This window comes from Heliomicrobium modesticaldum Ice1 (assembly GCF_000019165.1).
GTDB lineage: Bacteria > Bacillota > Desulfitobacteriia > Heliobacteriales > Heliobacteriaceae > Heliomicrobium > Heliomicrobium modesticaldum.
In genome coordinates this window covers 1,796,272-1,817,500 of sequence record NC_010337.2, presented here as the reverse complement: position 1 = coordinate 1,817,500, position 21,229 = coordinate 1,796,272, and the positions used below count along the sequence as shown (strand labels likewise).

Genomic DNA, 21,229 nt, shown 5'->3' with positions numbered 1-21,229 from the left:
TTGAGCTTTCACCAAAACCGACTTTCACCGGACCTGATTGTCAAGCAAGGAGCAGACGGACAAACTTGCGCTTGCCGAGCCGAAGCAAGGTGCCCTCCACCGGAATCATGGTGTTGAAGTCTTTGATCGTCTCATTGTCAACCTTGACGGCGCCCTCCGTGATTTTGCGCCGCGCCTCTCCGTTGGAAGCAGCGAGACCGGACAGAACAAGCGCTTTAACCAGGCCGACCTTACCGTCTTGAATGTGTTCAGCAGGAACGATGAAATCAGGGATCTCATCGGGCAGTTCTCTTTTCTGGAATATGTTGATGAATTCATCTTGGGCCGCCTGGGCCGCCTCATTCCCGTGAAAGAGCGCTACAATCTCTCTCGCAAGCCGCATCTTCGCATCGCGCGGATGCAAGGCGCCGCTCTTCAGCCCTTCGGCGATCGACTGGATCTCCTCGGCAGACACCCGGGTCACCAACTCGAAATAGCGAACCATCAACGCATCAGCGATGGACATGGTCTTGCCGTAGATCTCCCGCGGCGACTCGTTGACGCCGATGTAATTCCCCAGGCTCTTGCTCATCTTGTTGACGCCGTCGAGCCCCTCCAGGATCGGCATCATCAGGGCCACCTGCGGTTCTTGGCCGTATTCCTTCTGGAGCACCCGCCCGACGAGCAGGTTGAACTTCTGGTCTGTGCCGCCCAGTTCCACATCGGCCCGCAGCGCCACCGAGTCATAACCCTGCATCAGAGGATAAAAAAGCTCATGGACGCCGATGGGCAGATTCTCGCGCATCCGCTTGGAAAAATCGTCTCGCTCCAGCATGCGGGCGACGGTGTATTTGGCCGCCAACTGCAGGATGTCGGCGAAGTTCAGCGGCTGCAGCCAGTGGGAGTTGAAGGTCATCTCCGTCTTGGCGGGGTCGAGGACCTTAAAAATCTGTTCCTTATAAGTGGCCGCATTGCGGTTGACCTCTTCTTCAGTCAACTGTTTGCGCGTCTCCGACTTGCCGGAGGGATCGCCGACACGGCCGGTGAAATCACCGATGACGATGACCACCTGATGACCAAGATCCTGAAAATCGCGAAGTTTCCGCAGGACGACCGTATGACCCAGGTGGATGTCAGGCGCCGTCGGATCGAGGCCCAGCTTCACTCGCAGCGGACGCCGATTCACAATGGCGTCTTTGAGCTTTTTGACAAGATCCTCTTCCGGTACGATTTCGGCGGTGCCCCGCCGGATCAACGCCAGTTGGCGATCAACTTCATCTTGAATATGTTTTGGCAAAACTTTCGTCTCAGACAACCTTCTCCCCCTCCCGCGCGCCTTAACGGCGCGCTGTACGTCGAGGAACCCCTCAAATACTTTGCCCATTTTATCATGTTTTTCCACCTCTTTCAACAAAGACGGCCTGTCCATTTCTCCACACTGTCGCCTATGCTATAATAGCCCTAGTTTGACGCCGCAAAGGAGGCTGTCTCGTGGAATCAGAAAACCGCCAGCCGAACAAAAATGAATCCCTCTCGCCTGGAACGTCCCAAAAGGGCGCCCGCAAAAAAATCCGTTGGCCACGCATGATTTTGTTGATAGCGGCAGTGCTCATCGTCGCCACCGTCGGCATCGGATCCGGCCTCATCCTCGCCTGGGCCTTTGAAGCACCCTCCTTCAATGCCGGCAATTTTGACGTACATACGACATCCGTCCTGTATGACGTAAACAAGCAAGAGTTCGCCAAATTGCACGCCGGCGAAAACCGCACCCTTGTGGAAAACATCAACGACGTGCCCCTCCAACTGCGCCAGGCTTTCCTGGCCATCGAAGACAATAAGTTCTACGACCACCACGGCGTGGATGTGATCGCCAACATCCGCGCCATCATCGCCAATATTACCGGCGGCTTTGGCTCTCAAGGGGCTTCTACAATCACACAGCAGTTGGTGAAGCTCACCTTCCTCACCCCGGAAAAGACGCTCAAGCGGAAGGTCCAGGAACTCGTTTTGTCAATACAACTGGAACGGCAGTACTCGAAGGACGAGATCTTCCTCATGTACCTGAACCGCATCAATTTTGGCGAAGGCGCTTACGGCGTGAAAGCGGCTGCGAGAACTTTTTTTGGCAAAGAACTGAAAGATTTGAAGCTCTCTGAGGCGGCGCTGCTGGCAGGCCTCCCTAACGCTCCCTCCAAATGGTCGCCCTATAAAAACCCTGACGGAGCGGAACAGCGCCGGCAGTTGATCCTGACGCAGATGGCCAAGTACGGCTATATCTCCAACGATGAAGCCGAGAAGGCAAAAAAGGCGCCGCCGAAATTGCTCGACCAGCCAAGGCGCTCTGTCGCCGGCAATGACATCAACTTCCCTTATTTCACCGACGCCGTCATCGAAGAGTGCATCGACAAATATGGGATCACGGAAGACATGCTTTACAAGGGCGGACTCCGGATCTACACGACCGTCGACGCGAAGGTGCAGAAAGCGGCAGAGGCCGCCCTGTCTGATCCGAACAACTACCCGAAAGGCAAGGATAATGTGCCTATCCAAGCAGCCATCGCCGTGGTGGACCACAGCAACGGCGAAGTGCGGGCGATCGTCGGCGGTCGCGAATACACGACCCGGCGCGGATTAAACCGCGCCACGTCGCAAATGCGCCAGCCTGGTTCCGTCTTCAAACCGATCGCTGTCTACGGCCCCGCCCTGGAAAAAGGTCGTTCACCGGCAACTGTCCTTGATGATGTGCCCACCCGCTATGGCAGTTATGAGCCCAACAACTATGACGGCCAATTCCGCGGCCTGATCAACATGCGCGAGGCGATCCGTCTCTCCGTCAACATCTACGCTGTCAAGATGCTCAACGAGATCGGCGTGCAAAACGGTTTTGCCTTCGCCCGCAATCTGGGCATTACCAACATGGATGAAAAGAACGACATGAACCTCTCCCTGGCGTTAGGGGGCCTTTCTAAAGGAACGAATCCGCTGGAACTGGCCGGCGCCTACGGCGCCTTCGCCAACAAAGGCGTTTGGATCGAGCCGCACCTGATCGTAAAAGTGGAAGACCGTGACGGCAAAACGCTGGTGGAGGTCAAGCCCAAGCGCCAGGTGGCCATGAAGGAGACGACCGCCTACCTGATGACCCATATGCTGCAAACCGTCATCAGTTCCGGGACGGGGACGAACGCCCAGCTTGACCGACCGGCTGGCGGTAAAACAGGCACGACAGAACTGCCCAAAGAGATCTTCGGCAACATCACCGGCAACAAAGACGCCTGGTTTGCCGGGATTACGCCAGAATTATCGGGCGTCGTCTGGATGGGCTATGACAAGACCGATCAGAACCATTACCTGTACAAAACATACGGCGGCTCCTATCCGGCGCAGATATGGCGATCCGTCATGAGCAAGGCCCTCCAGGGTGTTCCCGTCAAAGGGTTCGAGCGTCCACCCGGCATCGTCGAGGTCAAAGTGGATATCAAGTCCGGCCTGTTGCCGAGTTCGCTGACGCCGCCTGATTTTATCGAAACTGAGCTGTTTGAGGAATCGACAGCGCCGACGCAGACGAGCAACGTCTGGGTTCAGGTCGACATCAACGCTGACACAGGTCTGCCCGTCAAGCCAGGAGAGAAAGCTTCACACATTGAGCGTAAAATCTTCTTGAAGCGCCCCGACGGTTACGACCCCAATCGTCCGCCAGCTGATGCCGAACTGGAGGCGCCTGCTGCGCCCTCAGGGACCACCGAAACTGTGCCCAATTCGACCGCCCCCGGTGCGACTGGCGATAGGCCTGCCCTTCCGGCCCCTCCCGCTCCAGCGGACTTATCTTCAGGGACGAACGGAACAGGGACTGCGAAGAAGGGGACTTCAACAAATGGAGGCCACGCCAAACCTCCGAACGGTCCCGCCGTTCCACAAACCCCCTCGGGCGTGGGCGCGCCCCAAGGATAAACAACGCCGCACGCCGTCAACAGAAAAGCCGATCATCGGCTTACGTTCACTTTGCGTCCGGAGCCTGAAGGCATCCCCATTCAGGCTCTTTTTCAAGGGGGAGAGGATTTATGACCCGGATCTTTATCGCCGACGATGAACCGCCGATTTTGGAACTGATCCGCCGTTACCTGGAGAAGGAAGGTTTTGAAGCGGTCACCTTCACCAACGGCGATGACTTGCTGGCCGCCTATGCGCAACAAGTCCCCGACCTGGTCATCCTTGATATCATGATGCCGGGAACGAACGGCCTCGATGTCTGCAAGCGCCTCCGTCGTGACAGCGATGTGCCCATCATCATCGTATCGGCTAAAGATGACGAAATTGATCGGATCCTGGGCCTGGAGTTGGGCGGTGACGACTACCTTTCCAAACCCTTTAGCCCCAGGGAACTCGTGGTCCGCGTCAAGAACATCCTGCGCAGGGTGTGGCACACAAGGGCGGGGAATTCCGCAGATGGGGGGAGGCATAGAGGCAACGAACCAACCGCCAGATCATCGCCTGTTGTTTCTGACGCGCTACAATCGGCGATAGGCTCATCGGAGGCAGCGCAAGCAGCGACAGGCACACCAACGACAGTGGCGCCGGGGTTCGCCTGTCATGATCTACGGATCGACCTAGACGAACGACGGATCACAGGTCCAAATGGGGAGATCGACCTGACAGCCAAAGAGTTTGACTTGCTTTCCTTCCTGGCGAAGCACAAGAAAAAGGTCTTCACGCGGGAACAACTGCTTGATCAGATCTGGGGCTACCATTTCGCCGGTAACCTGCGCTCCGTCGATGACCTTGTCAAGCGGCTGCGCAAAAAGCTCGCCCAGAGCGGTTCCACCCTGGAGATCAAAACCGTATGGGGCTATGGGTACAAGATCGACGTTTTTTCAGCAGGCCAAGGAAAAGGGTAGGCACAATGCAAAAAGGAATGGACGGCATGGACAAAAAAACAGGCCCTTTCCTCCAGATTTCTTTAGGCCAACGGATCACCATCAGCTACTTCATCCTTCTGCTTTTGGCCTTTCTCATCGTCGGCGCCTCTTTCAACACCCTCACCCGCCAGTTCCTGATAGGCGAAACAAAAGAGAACCTGCGCGAACAGGGCAATGTCATCGTAACCATGTTCAAACGAACATCGGCCTTGCCGGAACAGAAGGAACTGCGGACAGGTCGCGTCTTGGCCAACCTGATCGACGCCGAATCGGTCATCATCGATAATAAAGGCGTCATCATCGCCTCAAACCGCCCCCGCCGGTTTCCTGTCGGCGACGTTCTGGTCTACCCGCGAATGAAGACTGTTTTAGGGGGCAGTGAAGAGTCCGACCTCTGGACCGACCGCGACCGGGACATGGTCACCGTCGGCCTTCCCTTGCGCAACAGAGACGGCGCCGTCATAGGCGGACTCTTCCTCTTTTCCCAATTGGAAGGCATCGACGCCATGAGTCGACAGATCAACCGTGCCTTGTTCAAAGGTCTCCTGCTCTCCGGTCTGATAGCCCTCGTCATCGGCGTCTTTTTCTCCCGGTCCATCTCCCGCCCCGCCCGGAATCTGTCTGCCGCAGCCCTGGCCCTTGCCCACCGCCGCTATGATACGGAACTGCCTATCGACCGCGCCGACGAATTGGGCGAGATCGCCCGCTCCTTTGCGCTTATGCGAGATCGCATCCAGCGCTACGATGAAACGCAGCGCTCCTTCTTGCAAACAGCTTCCCACGAATTGAAGACGCCCCTCATGTCCATCCAAGGATATGCCGAAGGGATCAAAGAGGGCGTCTTCGAAGGAGAAGAAGCGGAAAAAGGGCTCGATACGATCATCGCCGAGAGCCAGCGACTGAAGGGGATCGTCGATGAAATGATCCTCCTGTCCAAGTTGGAATCGCTCGACGGCTTGTACCGGTTCCAACCCCTCCCGCTTTCCGAGGTAGCCCGCGAAGGAGTCGAAAAAATGCAGGGTCTTGCCTTGGAACTGGGCAAATCGCTCCACTTTTCTACCGATTCTCATACCTCCAGCGGCCTTGCGCCGACCGACCTTGTTTTCGGTGATCGAGATAAACTGCTGCAGGCTCTCATCAACCTGTTGAGCAATGCCCTGCGCCATGCCAAGGACCATGTCTTTGTCACCGCTTCGCCCGATTGCATTCAGGTTCTCGACGACGGTGACGGAATCGATCCCCAGGAACTTCCTCGGTTGTTCCAGCGTTTTTACAAAGGAAAACGGGGCGATACCGGTTTGGGACTCTCCATCGCCTTGACCATCGCCGAAAAACACGGCGGAACGATCACCGTCACGAACGCACCCAGGGGCGGTGCGCTCTTCGAACTGCGCCTCCCCCCTTTACACAATTCTGCCGCAAACAACACCGCCCCGGTGGCTGCGATTTTCACAAAAATACCACAATCATCCCATAATGGCGCCGCAATCGACAACTAGAATAAAGATCGCCGGGACACGACAGCGCCTTGCCCGGAAAGAACATAACGGTTAATAAGGAGGAATCACGATGAAAAAATGTTTATCCCTCATCACCCTCGGCGCCGTACTGCTCATGGCACCGGCAGCTTTTGCGGCGGACACCACCAGCACGCCACCTACGTCGCTCGCCGGTGAAGCCGAAGGGATCAACACTCCCCAGAACAACGCCCCAAAAATTAAAATGACGGTCGAACAACGCCAAGCCTGGAAAGAAGCGCTTGCGCCGAAACTGGAACAGTTGAAAAACCTCAACGAGCAAATGAAGGACCTGCACAGACAGATCAAGGAACAGCGGGAAAGCAACCAGTCGCTTCGCCAGTCCCTGAAAGGAAACCTAGCCAAAGAACAGGCGCAAGCGCTGCGGGCCTCCGTCCAATCCAATGGTGAGGCGCAAAAAGTCCTTTCCGCTGATCTCAAGCAGTTGCACGACCAGGTGAAAGTGACCAAAGCCCTCTTGAAAGCAGCCCGCCAGTCCGGTGATGTCACCGCTGCTTCCGCCGCTCTCGATCAATTAATCAGCCTAAAGCAGCAGATCCTGATAAAGGCCCCAGAACTCTTGAAGGCAAAGCAAGAACGTTACCAGATTCTGAACGGGGCACAGCGGCAATCGCCTGCGCCAGATACGCCCGCTTTCGCCGATTCTACCGCTGACGATCCAGCCCAGTGAAACTGCTCGGTGATACCGTTTTTCTGTTAAGAGAAAAACCGACTGGCCCACATTCATCATGAAGCGCACCCTTTTATATGCAAATACTTCACCGATAACTTAAGGAACCGGCGACCGTCAGCGATTGCTGCTCGTTGCCGGTTCCTTTTTTCATCCGAGTATCTTCCGGATGCTCCTTTTCGGCGTTCTTCTATGTTTCTCTGTCTGCTTCTTAAAAGCGCTTCTTTACAAGCGTTTCTTTTGAGCGCCTCTTTCAAGCGCCTCTTCAAGGTACTTCTTCCAGTCGATGCCCTTATCCCTTTAATTCCACCACAGTCACTCCGACGCCGCCTTCCCCGTGTTCACCGCTGCGGAAAGACTTGACATAACGGTGTTTTTGCAGGTAAGACCGGATGGCCGCCCGCAGGGCGCCCGTACCTTTGCCATGGATCAGGCAGACCGAGTCCAACCCCGCCAGGTAGGCGTCGTCGAGATATTTCTCGACAAGCTCGATAGCTTCGTCGGCCGTCGTCCCCCGGAAGTCCAACTCCCGCGACATCTCCCTGGCCTTGCCGCGGGCCATGGCCGCATATTCCGTCTGGCCGATCTTGGGTTTATCCTCTTTCGTCCCCTGCAGTTCAGCGAGCTTGACGTTCAGTTTCAAGATCCCCGCCTGGATCTGCAGCTCCCCTTGCGGGTTGGGCAGCGTGAGGACGGTTCCCTTCTGGTTGAGACGCGGCACAAAGACAGTCTGGCCCACCTTCACCGATTTCAGCGCCAGCGGTCCGGCGCCTCCCTCCTGGTGCTCCCGCTCCTCGCCCAGCTTATTCTGGATCTCCCGGAGGCGCTGGCGCTCGCTCTCGGCGCGGGCCATCTCCTCTTTGACAGGCGCCCGGTTCATGATCTCCCGGAGGGAACGCACGATCCGATCGCTCTCCTCCCTCGCCTTGCGGACGATGGCATAGGCTTCTTCCCGTGCTTTTTCCAGGATAGCCGCCTCTTTTTCTCGAAAAGCCTGCTCCCGTTGTTCCAGTTTGCGCCGCAATTCTTCCGCCTCCCGGCGCAACCGCTCAGCCTCTTCCCGCTCCCGTTCCGCCGTCACCTGGTTGGCCTCCAGGTGTTCGATCAGGTCGGCCACGTCCCGCTCCTCCTGGCTGAGGAGGGAACGGGAGCGCTTGACCACATCTTCGCGCAGGCCAAGGCGCAGGGAGATCTCAAAGGCGTTCGAGCGGCCCGGCCGGCCGATGAGCAACCGGTAGGTGGGCCGCAGTGTCTCCACATCAAACTCGACGCTGGCGTTCTCGACACGGTCATGGCTGTAGGCAAAGGCCTTCAGTTCACTGTAATGGGTGGTGGCGATTGTCTTTGCCCCCCGCGCGAGCAGGTGCTCCATGATCGCCTGAGCCAGGGCAGCCCCCTCCGTCGGATCCGTCCCTGCGCCCAGTTCGTCGAGGAGGACGAGGCTCGACGGGCCGACCTCTTGTAGGATGCCGACGATGTTGGTCATGTGGGAGGAAAAGGTGCTCAGCGATTGCTCGATCGACTGCTCGTCGCCGATATCGACAAAGATATGTTCGAAAAGCGACAGTTCGGTGTCCGCCTCTGCCGGTACGTGCAGGCCTGACTGGGCCATCAGCGTCAAAAGGCCCACCGTCTTCAGGGTGACTGTCTTGCCTCCCGTATTCGGGCCGGTGATGACCAGCGTATCGAAGGCATGTCCCAACTCGATGGTGACGGGAACGACCTTTCCGGCGATGAGGGGGTGCCGTCCCTGCCGGATCTTCAGTTTCCCCTGTGTATTGACGGCCGGCTCGCCGGCATCCATGCGGGCCGACAGCTTGCCTTTGGCAAAAATGAAGTCAAGCCGCGCCAGCACCTCTAGGCTGACACCGATGTCCTCAGCGTCTTTGGCCACGAGCAGGGACAGGTCGCGCAGGATACGGATGATCTCCGTCCGCTCCGCCGCCTGATTGCGCTTCAGTTCATTGTTCAGTTCCACCACGGCCATCGGCTCGATAAAAACGGTCGCCCCAGACGCCGATTGGTCGTGGATCAGACCGGGGATCTGGCTGCGGTATTCTGACCGGACGGGCACAACGTAGCGGTCGCCCCGGACGGTGACGAGGGCGTCTTGCAGGTACTTCTGGGTATCGGGGTTGCGGATCAAGGCATCTAACTTCTCACGGACACGGTTTTGGATGGTCTTCATGGTCCGGCGAATCTTCAGCAGTTCCGGCGAGGCGTCATCGGCCACCTCGCCCTCGCCGACGATGCAGCGATCGATCTCTGTCTCTGCTTCCCTGTACACACCCAACCCCTCGGCCAGCGCCGTCAAAATAGGGGTGCTTTTTTTGTCGTCTCCTTTTTTCTCATCGCCGAGCAGAAAAGCGCGGACCTGGCGGGAGATGCGCAGCGCCGCCGCCACCTGCTGTAGCTCCGCTGCCTCCAGGATGCCGCCGACGGCGGTTTTGCGGAGGTGAGGACGGATATCGTGAAAAGCGGCCAGGGGGACATTGGGACGAAGGCGCAGGACTTCCTTCGCCTCCGTTGTCTCGCTGAGCCCCTCCTGAACCTGCCAGAGCTTCCCTTTGGGCCGGAGCGACAGGGCCATCTCTCTTCCCATCTCGGAGACACAATGCTGGGCCAGACGTTCCAGGATGCGGTCGTATTCCAACTTGCGCAGGGTGCGTTCGTTCAATTCCATCTCCCTTTCCGTTTGTGGGGGCTAAGACAGTTACGTTCCATAATATCCGTAGTATTACATATCGGGGCTGTTCGGCGACATGTGAAGGACACTTTTGTGGCAAAAGAGGGTGTATTGGGCTGGGCACGCTCGCCCACCTACTCCACCCCTCGGAACAAATGGCCCTTCGTATACCCGGCCGGGTGGACCTTCTCCAAGGCGGCACGCCAGCGGCTCAGGCTGGCTTCATCCCAACGCCCAGCTGCGGCGGCCTGAAGGGCTTTCCGATAGACAGGCAGCACGGACTTCAACCAAGCGGCGTTCTCAGTGCGCCCTTCGACGCGCAGCCGTCTGAAACCGAGGGAAAGCAGATCGGGGAGGTTTTCCAGCAAGGACAGGTCTTTGGGGTTCATCACATGCATTCGACAGAAGGCGTCTGTATAGAGAGGAAAGCGGAAGTTTAATCGATCTTGCAGATAAAGTTCCCGGTGACGGCGGCAAGCGCTGTCACAAGGTTTGTCCAACGTCCGTCCGCCGAGCAGCGCGCCGATGGCGCAGTATTCGCTCACCATCATCGGCAGGGAGCCGTGAACGATGATCTCCGCCTGTGACCGGTGCGCGCCGGCGCGGAGCAGGCCATGTATGGACAGCGCCTTCATTTGTTCATAGGAGAGTTCAGGACTGACCGTAAATTCGGCAACCCCCAATTCAGCGAGGAATCGCGCCGCCTGACCGTTAAAGACCCACAAGGGAAAATCGGCGCGCACCTTCACGCCTTCCAGTTCCCGGAGTCCTTCCAAAAAGCCCAGGTTGGCGATGAGAAACTGCCTCGCCCCTGCCTCATGCCAACGCCGGATGCTCTCTGCGACGTTAGAACGCTGTTCAGGCCGAAACAGGCGCGGCAAAGCGATGGCGGCCGAAACCCCCGCCTCGCGGCAGAGCTGCAAAGCCAGCGCCTCGTCGCCGGAGCGGAAGGGTTCCCCGTGGCGGTACCCCTCGATGCTCAACAGCACCTCATCAACTCCGGCGGACAAGGCGGCTTTCAATGCAGTCATCCCTTCGACGGCGGCGACGAGCAAGGGCGTTGTGCGATGCTTCACTGTAAGATCGCTCCGACCGGCAGACCGACCAGCGAGCCCCAATTCCCCGAGGGCCTGACGCCATCGACCTTCATCGATAGGCGGTCTTTGCATCCCGGCGCACCGCAGCGTCTCCAGTTCCTCGATCGCCTGGCGACGGGCCTCATTCAGTTGGCGCAAAGGAATCATGGCCTTGCCGTCGCCTTCCAGCGTCACTCCGTCGAGGCGAAAGGGCGTGTTGCCGAGGCGGCCCAACTGCTCTTGAAGCACCGCTTCCGTCAGCGGCCGCTTCACCGCCTCCTGGGCCGGCTCGGCGCTGCGGCCCCGTCCGCTGCGGCCCTCGGCGTCTCGGAATTCGACAACCACCGGTTCACCTACATAGGCGCGCACATGTGCCGTAAGGGGAAATCGGCGTCCGCCGCCCGGCCGCTGATAGGATTCACGGGCGCGCGCCTCCAGCGCCTCGTCATGGATCTTAAAAATCCGATCGCCCGGGCGCAATTTCCCACGCCACTCGACGAAGGCCGCCTCGCCCGGCAGCGCCTTTTCCCGCATCTCACCGCCTACCCAGAGGCCTTGCACCTTCACGGCTGTCCGGCCGCCTCGGGTCACCCATGCCTCGATCTCATCGCCGACGCCGAGGGCCTCTTCCAGAGCGATCGAGACCTGACCTCGACGCGAATCTACAGATATGACGCGCCCCAGAAAGACTCCCCGGTTGTTGGGACGCTTGTAACTCATCAGATCCCTGCCAGGGTTTCCTCTCAGGTACGCAGCAGAAAAATCGCGGTTGAAGATCTGCCGCAGCGCCCGCTCCGCCTCCGCGTTGACAGCGAGACCCCTTCTACCTCCCCGGCCCAGCCGATCCAATGCCTCCCGGTACTGGCGAACGGCGGTGGCCACATACTCCGGCCGTTTCATGCGCCCTTCGATTTTCAAGGAACGGACACCCGCCTGAACCAGATCGGGAAGGAGATCCAAGGTCATTATGTCACGGGGGCTCAGCAGATGGTGACCTACTTTTTGCCGGTCCACCAGCTCCTGTCCCGTGCCGTCGACGAGCCCGTAGCCGAGACGACAAGGCTGGGCGCAACGGCCGCGATTGCCGCTGCGGCCGCCGATCAAGCTGGACATGAGGCACTGGCCGGAGTAGCCGATACAAAGCGCCCCATGGATAAAGACCTCCACCTCAACGCCCGATTCCTTCGCCACCTGGGCGATCTCATCCAGGGTCAGTTCCCGCGCCAGGACGACCCGGTTCACCCCTTGCGCCGCCAGGAGGCGCGCCCCTTCCACATTGCTGATCGTCATCTGTGTGCTGGCGTGAATCTCCCAATCAGGCAGCAGGCGGCGGATCACGCGAAGGACGCCCATGTCCTGGACGATGACAGCATCAACGCCAGCCTCATAGAGATCCCGGACGTACTCCGGCAAAGCATCCATCTCTTCGTCATCGAGCAGGGTGTTGACGGTCACATAGGTGCGCACATCCTTGCGGTGACAAAAGGCGACCGCCTCCCGGAGCTCTTGCGAGTCAAAGTTCGCCGCATACTGGCGAGCACCAAAACGCTTGCCGCCCAGGTATACGGCATCGGCGCCATTTTCAACGGCGGCTCGCAACGCCGCCAGCGAGCCGGCCGGCGCTAATAACTCAGGCAACTGTTTCAACAGGCAACCTCCACATCGTTTCTGTTCCTTCTAGTATAACCTGTGAAAACAGGAATGGGGATAAAAAGCTTGCCTTCGCCGGTAATAAGGGGAAGAGCGATGCTGTCTTCTCAGCATTTTTTGCTACTATTTTTAATTCTTGTCAGAGGATTTCCTCGTGTAGAAAAAGAATAAGGGTTGTATCGAAATCGAAAACAGACAGTCTTCCTCTGCGATCAGAACGGTCAATAACAATTACTGTTATTATTGCAATCAGGTCTGTCCTCGATTATAATTGTTTTTGCAAAGAACAAGTTTCCTCCAAAACAAGGAATCGCCACATCATCGCCGCACAAAAAAAGGTGAAAAGGAGGTTGTCTAATGGACGTGGTTCTGTTATCGCGGATCCAATTCGCCGTCACGGCGGGGTTTCACTTCATCTTCCCCCCGCTGACCATCGGCCTGGCCTGGCTCATCGTCCTCATGCAGACCCGCTACCTGCAAACGGGAGAGGAGCTGTACCAGAAGATGTCCCGCTTCTGGCTCAAGATCTTCGCCATCAGCTTCGTCGTTGGCGTCGCCACCGGCATCACCATGGAGTTTCAGTTCGGCACCAACTGGTCAGAGTACTCCCGCTTCGTGGGAGACATCTTCGGCGGCCCCCTGGCGGCGGAGGCGATCTTCGCCTTCTTCCTCGAATCGGCCTTCATGGGCGTCCTGATCTGGGGCGCCGACCGTGTCTCCAAAAAAGTCTACTGGTTCTCCTCCCTCATGGTCGCTGTCGGCTCTACCCTCTCGGCGCTCTGGATCATCATCGCCAACTCATGGCAGCAGACGCCGGCCGGCTACCACATCGTCAACGGCCGCGCCGAGCTGATCGACTTCAAAGCGGCCCTGTTGAACGCCTCCACAGTCCCTCGCTACCTGCACACCGTCGACGGCGCATTGATCACAGGTGCTTTTTTCGTCATAGCCATCTCTGCCTGGTACCTGCTGCGCCGACGGGAAGTCGCCTTCGCCAAAAAGTCGATGAAATACGCCCTCTTCCTCGCCCTCGTTGCGTCGCTGGCCCAAATCCCCATCGGGCACATGCACGCCGTGCAGGTCGCCCAGACCCAGCCGGAAAAACTGGCCGCCATCGAAGGCCTCTTTGAAACGGAGAAGGGCGCCTCTCTGCTCCTCTTCGGCATCCCCGATGAGAAAGCCGGCGTGACCCACTTTAGGCTCGGCATCCCTAAGGCGCTCAGCCTGTTGGCCACCGGCGACCCTGACGGAGAAGTCCAAGGCCTGAAGGCTTTCCCGGAAGAGGAACGCCCCCCCGTCTTCCTGCCCTTCGTCACCTTTCACCTGATGGTGGCTCTGGGCACCTTGTTCATCCTCTTCTCCATCTGGGGCATCTGGCTCATGAGCAAAGGGACGCTGCAGGACAACCGACTGTTTCTCAAGCTGGCCCTCTGGTCGGTCCCGCTTCCCTTCATCGCCAACGAGGTCGGCTGGATCGCCGCAGAGGTGGGCCGCCAGCCCTGGATCGTCTATAAGCTCTTGCGGACAGTAGACGGCATCTCCTACACCGTACCGGCCTGGCAGATCCTCGCCTCGATCATCCTCTTCGTTCTCATCTATAGCCTGCTTTTTGTCGTCTGGTTCTACCTGCTGCGCAAAAAACTGGCGGCCGGTCCTGAGGCCTTCGCAACCGCCAACGGCGTCGCCAAGTCCGGAACGGAGGTGGGCCGATGATGGAACTGCAGATCACCTGGTTTGTGCTGGTTGGCGTGCTCTTGCTCGGTTACGCCCTTTTGGACGGCTTCGATTTAGGCGTCGGCAGCCTCTATCTGCTGACAAAGGATCCCGATGAACGCAGACGCATGATCTATTCCATCGGCCCCTACTGGGACAGCAATCAGGTCTGGCTGCTCACCGGCGGCGGTGCCATCTTCGCTGCCTTTCCCATGGTCTATGCCACTGTCTTCAGCGGTTTTTACCTGGCCCTGATGCTCGTGCTCTTCGCCCTCATCTTCCGGGCCGTCTCCATCGAGTTCCAGCACCAGTTGGACAGCCCCGGCTGGCGCAAGTGGTGGGACCTCGGATTCAGTCTCGGCAGCCTGCTCCCGTCCATCCTCTACGGGGTGGCTGTCGGCAACATCCTGCGAGGCATCCCTCTCGACGCCAATGGTGGCTATCTGGGTGACTTCCTGGGCCTGCTCAATCCCTACTCGCTCGTCATGGGCCTCGTCAGCCTCTCTCTCTTCGCCATGCACGGCGCCGCCTTCATCATCTCCCAGAGCGACGGCGCGCTCCAGGTAAAAGCCCGCCGCTGGGCGCGCGCAGCCTGGCTGACCTTGCTCCCCCTCTTTCTCATCGGCACGGCTTGGAGCTACCTGGGCACACCGAGGCTCTTCAGCAACTACTTCGACGTTCCTCTGCTCTGGGTGTTTCCCCTGATCGCCTTGCTCGGTCTCGCTGCCTTTCCGGCGGCCCTGAAAGGCGGCAACGCCTATGGGCCTCTGGGCGCATCAGCCCTGACTATCTTCGGCCTATTGACGACCATGGCAGCCAGCCTCTTCCCCTATATCGTTCCGGCCTCTAACAACCTGGCCAACAGCCTCACCGTCTTCAACGCCTCCTCGTCAGAGCGGACGCTGATGATCATGCTGATCCTGGCGCTGATTGGATTGCCGATTGTGCTGACCTATACGGCGTATATTTACCGGACCTTCATCCGTTCGGCGCGAGTAATGACGATAGGGAACAAACAGAGCATGAAGATCTGATGAAACGAAAGAAGACTCCCCTCGGACTGATTTGGCTCGAGGGGAGTCTTCCCTTTATCCCGATCTTATTGGCTTCTGCTGATCCGAACAAAGCCTGCGCAAGGCACGATCTCCACGCCGCGCTTTTCCAGTTCATCGAGCAGGAGGTTCATCCCCAGCGAATCGCTGGCCATGTGGCCGGCGATGACGACGTTGATGTGGTTTTTTTCCGCTTCCTTGCGATGTTTTTCGCCCATGTGCATCGCCACGATGGTGCCGACACCGGCCTGGACGAGCTTGGCGTAGGCGTCTTCCGAACCGGAGGTGCCGCCGGTCATATCGACCATCACCTTGCCGCAGCGGCCTTCCTTGCGGCCTGTAAAGAGGGTGGGGCCGGAGCCGGCGCGAGCAGCCGCTTTATATTCGGGGATCTCTTCGAGCAGGGTAAGGATATCGCCGACGGTAGCAGGTTTCTTCTCGTCGATCCGCTTTTCCAGAAAGGTCTGCACCTGGTTGTCAGCAGGCGTATGGACACACATCAGGGAGAGGTCCATAAGACGGGCGGCGTCGACGGCGCGGTTGTGGTTCATGGGGGCAAGGCCACGCTTCACCTCGCTGATCCGGCTGGCCAGGATCCCTTCGGCCACGTTGATGGGCACACCCACTTTCGCCAACAGGTCTTCCTGCATATGCATCACATCGTGCAATGCGGAAAGGGCTTTTCCTTCGGGGTGGTGGGCGATGAGCAAGTCGATGGGTTTGCCTTTCTCGCCGAGCCGGTCAGCCAGCAGCACCTCGCCGACCTCCATGTCGATGCCGACGAGCACCCGTTTGACCTCCCGCTCCGGATCGCCCACGAGGAGCCGCGTGTCGCTGTAGGGGTTGGTCAGCGCTTCCTGGTCATAGTTCGCCTTCTCTTCCCCTTTCAGTTCGCCGAACTGCTGCTTTCGCCGGGCCAGTTGCCGTTCTACTTCCTCCCGTCCCCGGGGATCGGCGTCGATCCCCATAGCGACAAAGAGTTCATAAATCTCGCGGGCTTTCATATCTTCATCCTCCCCTGTTCTTCTCCTGTATCAGAATGAGTCCTCCAATCAATTTCCCCTATGGATGATAGGAATTTTCCCTATTCCAGTTCTCTTCGCCTTCATTAAAGTACATCACCCTTTCGGCTTGGCTAAAATCTTTTTCACCTCCGCCAGGGGTTTCGTGTTCAGGATGTCACCCTTCTCCAAACCGGCCCGCCGGGCGTTGGCGACGCCGTAAGCCATCTCGCTCAACCTGGCGCGGTCATGGGCATCCGTATTGATGACGATCATGACGCCCCGCTCCTTGGCGAGGCGGGCATGGGGCGCCGAAAGATCGAGCCGGTCCGGCGAGGCGTTGATCTCCAGGATCGTGCCGGTTTTTGCCGCCAGATCCAGAAGCCAATCGATGTCCACGTCATAGGGTTCTCGTGTGCCGATCAGCCGGCCTGTCGGATGGCCGATGATGTCCACATGAGGGTTTTTCAAAGCTGCCTCCAAGCGAGTATGGACCTTGTGACGCTCCTGGCGCAAGCCCGTATGGACAGAGGCGATGACCACGTCCATCTCTCTCAATATGTCGTCGGCATAATCGAGGCGGCCGTCACCGAGGATATCCATCTCGATCCCGGAAAAAAGGGTAATATCCTTCTCGCGGGCGTCGATTTGGCGGATGGTCCGTTGCTGTTCCCGCAGCTTCGATTCCGAAAGCCCCCGGGCGACCGCCAGGGACTGGGAATGATCGGTGATGGCCATGTAGGCGTACCCCCGGTCCCGACCGGCCGAGACCATCTCCTCCAGCGAGGATACGCCATCGCTCCAGTTGGTATGGATATGAAAGTCGCCGAGGATGTCACCCAACTCCACCAAGTCGGGCAGCTCCCCCGCTTCAGCCTGAGCGACTTCCTTCCCCGTTTCCCGCAGTTCCGGAGGGATCCAGGGAAGGCGAAGCTCCTCGTAGAAGACCTCCTCGGCCTCCTGAGAGGAGATGAACCGGCGCCAGTCACTTTCATCGGCCTGTTCTTCGCAAGAGGCCGGACGGGCGCCCCGGCTGCGCAAGGCCGCCCAGTGCTGCGCCGTTCCCGTCGTTTCGACCCACCGAGCGACAAAATTGGACTCGCTGGTGACTTCGATGCGAACCGGCAGGCCGAAGGCGAAGGCGAAGCGGACGAATGTGTCATCTTCAGCGAGTTGTTTCGCCGCCATCGGGTGTTTTTTTACTAAATTCAGGATTACCGCCGGTTCTTGCGACGCCGCCAGGAGGTGGATCTCTTCGACCATCTCCTGGCTGCGGCGCAGGTCGCCGGTGAGCTCGGCGCGGCTCACCTCGGGGAGATTTTGTAGGAATCGGAGCAACGCCTCGGCCAGCGGACGGGCCACGCCAAGTCCGAATTTCCCTGACCGCCGCCGCAGCAACTCGACGCCGCGGATCACCGCCAGTTCCGTTTTGGCGGCGATGCCCGGCAACTGCCGCAACCGGTGTTTGCGTGCCCCCTCTTCCAGTTCCTCCAGCGTCGTATACCCTTCGGCAAAAAAGGTGCGCACCGCCCGCAGTCCGATGCCGGGCAGTTGCAGCATATCAAGGACACCGGGGGGAACCTTTTCGCGCAGTCGCTGCAATCGAGGGCTCTCACCCGCTTGCAGCAACGCCTCGATCTCTGCGCAAAGCCCCTTGCCGATGCCGTCGATCTTCGCCAGTTGTCCGCGGGCGGACAGGACAGAGACAGGGGTTTCCAGCTTTTCGATGACCATGGCGCCCTTGCGGATGGCGCTCACCTTGAAGGGGTTTTCCCCGAGAATCTCCAACAGGTTGGCCATCTCGGCGAGGGTCCAGGCGATTTCCTGGTTATGCACGGCTTTTCCCTCCTTCCGGCTATTGTACCCAGGCGGCAAGGAAAAAAGCGCCGGACCCCGGCGCTCACCATTTCGATGACTCTCATTTGGGGGAACTGGAATCCTCCAGGAGTTTGATCAGATCGTCATAGTCCTCCTGCAGCTTCGCCAAGTCATGGGCGAAGTGCAGCGCCGCCATCACGGCCACCTTGGAGACGGAAAGATGAGGCCCCTTGCGGCTAATCTCTTGCATCCGCTCGTCGACGGTGGCGGCCAATTGCTTCATCTGCTGCGACGTCAAGGGACTCCGGATCGTATAAGGTTCTCCGTAAATGTGTACAGTCGTCTTGTGGACTTCTTCAGGCACAGATGGTTCCCCCTCGACAACGACAGCGCTCGACGAATCCTCCAACGAAGCAACGAATCCTTCGACGAATCTTAACCCCTATGGTTTATCTCCAAAAAAGGACCTCTCACTCGGTGAGGAATGAATTCCCTCTTCGCTGCCGCTGTCGAAAAAACCTGCTTCCTTCTTCGCACCGCAGCAGATTATTTACCGGAATCGAGCGCCCAGGCGTTCGACAAGAGCGGCTTTGATCGACTCATGGCGGCTGTTGACCTCGTCGTCGGTGAGGGTGCGATCGGGTGCCTGATAACGAAGGGTGTAAGCAAGGCTGCGGTAACCCTGGGCGATCTGATTGCCCTGGTAGACATCGAAGAGGCGCCACCGTTCCAGGATCTCTCCGCCTGTCTCGGCGATGACAGCTTCCACCTGACTGGCCGGAATATCAAGGGGGAGAACCATGGCCATGTCGCGATCAGTCGAAGGATAACGGGGCAGCGGTGTATAGTCGCCTTTCGCCCTAGCAAGCAGGGTCAGCGCCGACAGGTCCAGTTCCATGACGACAGGCCGTCCGACCAGGTCATAAGCCTCTCGTACGTCCGGGTGAACCTCGCCGAGGACGCCCAGTTGGATCTTTACGCCCTCCCGTTCCACGGTCAGCCGGGCCGAGCGGCCGGGGTGGAGATAGGGAACCTCCTTTTCGCGCTGCCAGGCCACATCATCGATCTTCAGTGTCGCCAGCAGTTTCTCGGCGATCCCTTTCAGGTAATAGAAATCGACGGCTTTCGGCTTGCCGCTCCAGTGGATCGGCTCTTCGCCCATCACCAGAGCGGAGACCTTCCAGGGCTCATCGGGCAATTCCTTCAAGGGCAATGCACGTGGCGAGAAGGTGGAGCCAATCTCGAAGATGGCCAGATCGGCGATGCGGCGGCTGGCGTTGCGGGCGGCCACCTCCAACAAGCCCGGCAGGATCGTCGGGCGGAGGATGCCCTGTTCCTCGCTCAAGGGGTTTTGCACCGACACCACCTGGCGCAAGAGATCTTCCGCCGGCAGTCCGAGCCGGTCCAGATGGCGCGGGTTGATGAAGGAAAAGGTAACCACTTCGCGAAGTCCGGCGCCGACGAGTGTGTCGGCGATGCGTTCGCGCACCGTCTGGGGCCAGGTGCGCTGGCCGACAGTCGTCTCCCCTTTCGGCAAGGTCGTCGGGATGCGGTCATAGCCGTAGAGGCGCGCCACCTCCTCCGCCAGGTCATGCTCCCCTTGCAGGTCGGGCCTGTAGGCCGGCGCGCTCAGGAGCCCTGAACGCTTTTCGCCTTCACCGAGCCATTTGACGGGGAACCGAAGCCGTTGGAAGATGGCATCCATGTCGTCGCCGGTCAGTCTGGTGCCCAAAAGGGCGTTGATCCGATCGACAGAAAAGGGGATCTCTAAGGGGACCACCTTCCGAAGATAATTATCGACATAGCCGGGAACCACATCGGCCACATTCAGGTCAGCCACCAGTTGGGCAGCCCGGTTCATCGCCAGCACCACCGTGTCGATGTTGACGCCCTTCTCGAAGCGCTGGGACGCCTCGGAACGCAAGCCGAGCTGGCGGGCGGTGCGGCGGATGTTGGCCGGGTGAAAGTGGGCCGCCTCGAGCAGCACCGTGGTTGTGCCGGCGGAGATCTCGCTGTTCAGCCCGCCCATGACGCCGGCCAGGCCGACAGCCTTCTCCGGATCGGCGATGACCAGGTTTTCAGGGTTCAATTCCCGTTCCTGCCCGTCCAGGGTGACCAGTTTTTCCCCGGACCGGGCGCGCCGGACGATGATATGGCCGTCCTTGATCCTGTCGTAGTCGAAGGCATGCAGGGGATGGCCCAGTTCCAGCATGACATAGTTGGTGATGTCGACGATGTTGTTGATCGGGCGCATGCCGGCAGCCTGCAGTCGCTGCTGCATCCACGTCGGTGACGGGCCGAGACGCAGGTTAGTGAAGAGCCGGGCGGCGTAGCGGCCGCAGAGGTCGCTCTCTTCGATGGTGACCTTCACCTGCGCCTCGGCGCAGCCCTCGCCCTTTTCAGAGACGGTCACCTCGGGCAGGCGCAGGTCGGCGCCGGTGATGGCCGCCACCTCGCGGGCTACGTTGAGCACAGCCAGGCAGTCGGCTCGGTTGGGCGTCAGTTCCAGTTCCAGCACGGCGTCGTCGAGGCCAAGGGCGGCAGAGACAGGCTGGCCTGTTGCCGCATCGTCGCTGAGGATGAGGATGCCTTCCCGGTCTTCCGGGGCGATCGTCTTCTCCTCAAGGCCCAGTTCTTCGGCAGAGCAGAGCATGCCCGACGACGGGATGCCTCGCAGGACCGACTCTTCGATCTTCACGCCTTTGGGCAGGTGGGCCCCCGGCAATGCGACAGGCACTTTCTGTCCGACGCGAACATTCTGGGCGCCGGTGACGATGATGCGAACGCCCGCACCGGTATCGACGGTGCAGATCCAAAGGCGGTCCGCCTCCGGGTGTTTGATCATTTCTACAATCTTGCCGACGACAACCTTGTCAAGCCCCTTGTTCCGGTACAGCACGTTTTCCACGGCGATGCCGGAACGGGTCAGCTTCTCACCCAGTTCGGCGGCTTCCAGGCCGGCATTGACGTAGTCGCCGAGCCAGTCGATCGATACGCGCATTCGTTTCCACCTCGTTTGGTTACTTCGTCTTTCTGTTCCGACTCGGGGCAACTGTTCCAGGGGGGCGGAGTGAGCGATTTGAGCGGAGCGGCGTCAGCGAGCGCAGCTTGCGAAGCGGTAAGGGCGCCATGG

At 59.1% G+C, this 21,229-nt stretch carries 13 protein-coding genes; 6 read left to right on the top strand and 7 right to left on the bottom strand.

From position 1 onward, the window contains the following. Positions 1-40: 40 nt before the first annotated feature. On the bottom strand, positions 41-1,294 hold the full coding sequence (gene tyrS / locus HM1_RS08145; protein ID WP_012282881.1) for a tyrosine--tRNA ligase: 1,254 nt from the start codon (positions 1,292-1,294) through the stop codon (positions 41-43). Between the two features lie 176 nt (positions 1,295-1,470). Between tyrS and HM1_RS08140 the strand changes: the two genes are divergently transcribed. From HM1_RS08140 to HM1_RS08125, 4 genes are all read left to right on the top strand, one after another. Beyond that, positions 1,471-3,927, top strand: a complete 2,457-nt coding sequence (locus HM1_RS08140) for a transglycosylase domain-containing protein (RefSeq protein WP_012282879.1) — start codon at positions 1,471-1,473, stop codon at positions 3,925-3,927. A 110-nt stretch (positions 3,928-4,037) separates the two neighbouring features. Continuing rightward, positions 4,038-4,871 (top strand): response regulator transcription factor, encoded by an 834-nt coding sequence (locus HM1_RS08135; protein ID WP_012282878.1) that lies wholly within the window; start codon positions 4,038-4,040, stop codon positions 4,869-4,871. A 5-nt stretch (positions 4,872-4,876) separates the two neighbouring features. Next, the gene (locus tag HM1_RS14640) at positions 4,877-6,391 is read left to right on the top strand and encodes a sensor histidine kinase (RefSeq protein ID WP_012282877.1); all 1,515 of its coding nucleotides are present in this window, start codon (positions 4,877-4,879) and stop codon (positions 6,389-6,391) included. Positions 6,392-6,461: 70 nt separating this feature from the next. Then, positions 6,462-7,100, top strand: coding sequence for a hypothetical protein (locus HM1_RS08125; RefSeq protein ID WP_012282876.1), 639 nt, complete (start codon positions 6,462-6,464; stop codon positions 7,098-7,100). 292 nt (positions 7,101-7,392) lie between these two features. On the opposite strand, the gene HM1_RS08120 is transcribed toward HM1_RS08125, so the two are convergent. Both HM1_RS08120 and HM1_RS08115 read right to left on the bottom strand, forming a co-directional pair. After that, a complete protein-coding gene (locus HM1_RS08120; protein WP_012282874.1) occupies positions 7,393-9,783 on the bottom strand; it encodes an endonuclease MutS2 in 2,391 nt (796 codons plus the stop codon). Positions 9,784-9,920: 137 nt separating this feature from the next. Then, entirely contained in the window at positions 9,921-12,509 is a 2,589-nt protein-coding gene (locus HM1_RS08115; RefSeq protein ID WP_012282873.1) for a U32 family peptidase, read from the bottom strand. 360 nt (positions 12,510-12,869) lie between these two features. Between HM1_RS08115 and HM1_RS08110 the strand changes: the two genes are divergently transcribed. After that, positions 12,870-14,225, top strand: coding sequence for a cytochrome ubiquinol oxidase subunit I (locus HM1_RS08110; protein WP_012282872.1), 1,356 nt, complete (start codon positions 12,870-12,872; stop codon positions 14,223-14,225). Further along, entirely contained in the window at positions 14,222-15,259 is a 1,038-nt protein-coding gene (cydB, locus tag HM1_RS08105; protein WP_012282871.1) for a cytochrome d ubiquinol oxidase subunit II, read from the top strand. Before HM1_RS08110 ends, cydB begins: the two co-directional genes overlap by 4 nt. A 65-nt stretch (positions 15,260-15,324) precedes the next feature. Here the strand turns inward: cydB and HM1_RS08100 are convergent, their stop codons facing one another. The 4 genes from HM1_RS08100 to pheT form a co-directional block, all read right to left on the bottom strand. After that, the gene (locus tag HM1_RS08100; RefSeq protein ID WP_012282870.1) at positions 15,325-16,281 is read right to left on the bottom strand and encodes a Nif3-like dinuclear metal center hexameric protein; all 957 of its coding nucleotides are present in this window, start codon (positions 16,279-16,281) and stop codon (positions 15,325-15,327) included. 114 nt (positions 16,282-16,395) lie between these two features. After that, a complete protein-coding gene (polX, locus tag HM1_RS08095) occupies positions 16,396-18,114 on the bottom strand; it encodes a DNA polymerase/3'-5' exonuclease PolX (protein WP_012282869.1) in 1,719 nt (572 codons plus the stop codon). Positions 18,115-18,196: 82 nt separating this feature from the next. Beyond that, a complete protein-coding gene (locus HM1_RS08090) occupies positions 18,197-18,460 on the bottom strand; it encodes a cell division protein ZapA (RefSeq protein ID WP_041315120.1) in 264 nt (87 codons plus the stop codon). 186 nt (positions 18,461-18,646) lie between these two features. After that, positions 18,647-21,097: a phenylalanine--tRNA ligase subunit beta gene (gene pheT / locus HM1_RS08085; protein WP_012282867.1), complete on the bottom strand. Its 2,451-nt coding sequence runs from the start codon at positions 21,095-21,097 to the stop codon at positions 18,647-18,649. Positions 21,098-21,229 lie beyond the last annotated feature (132 nt).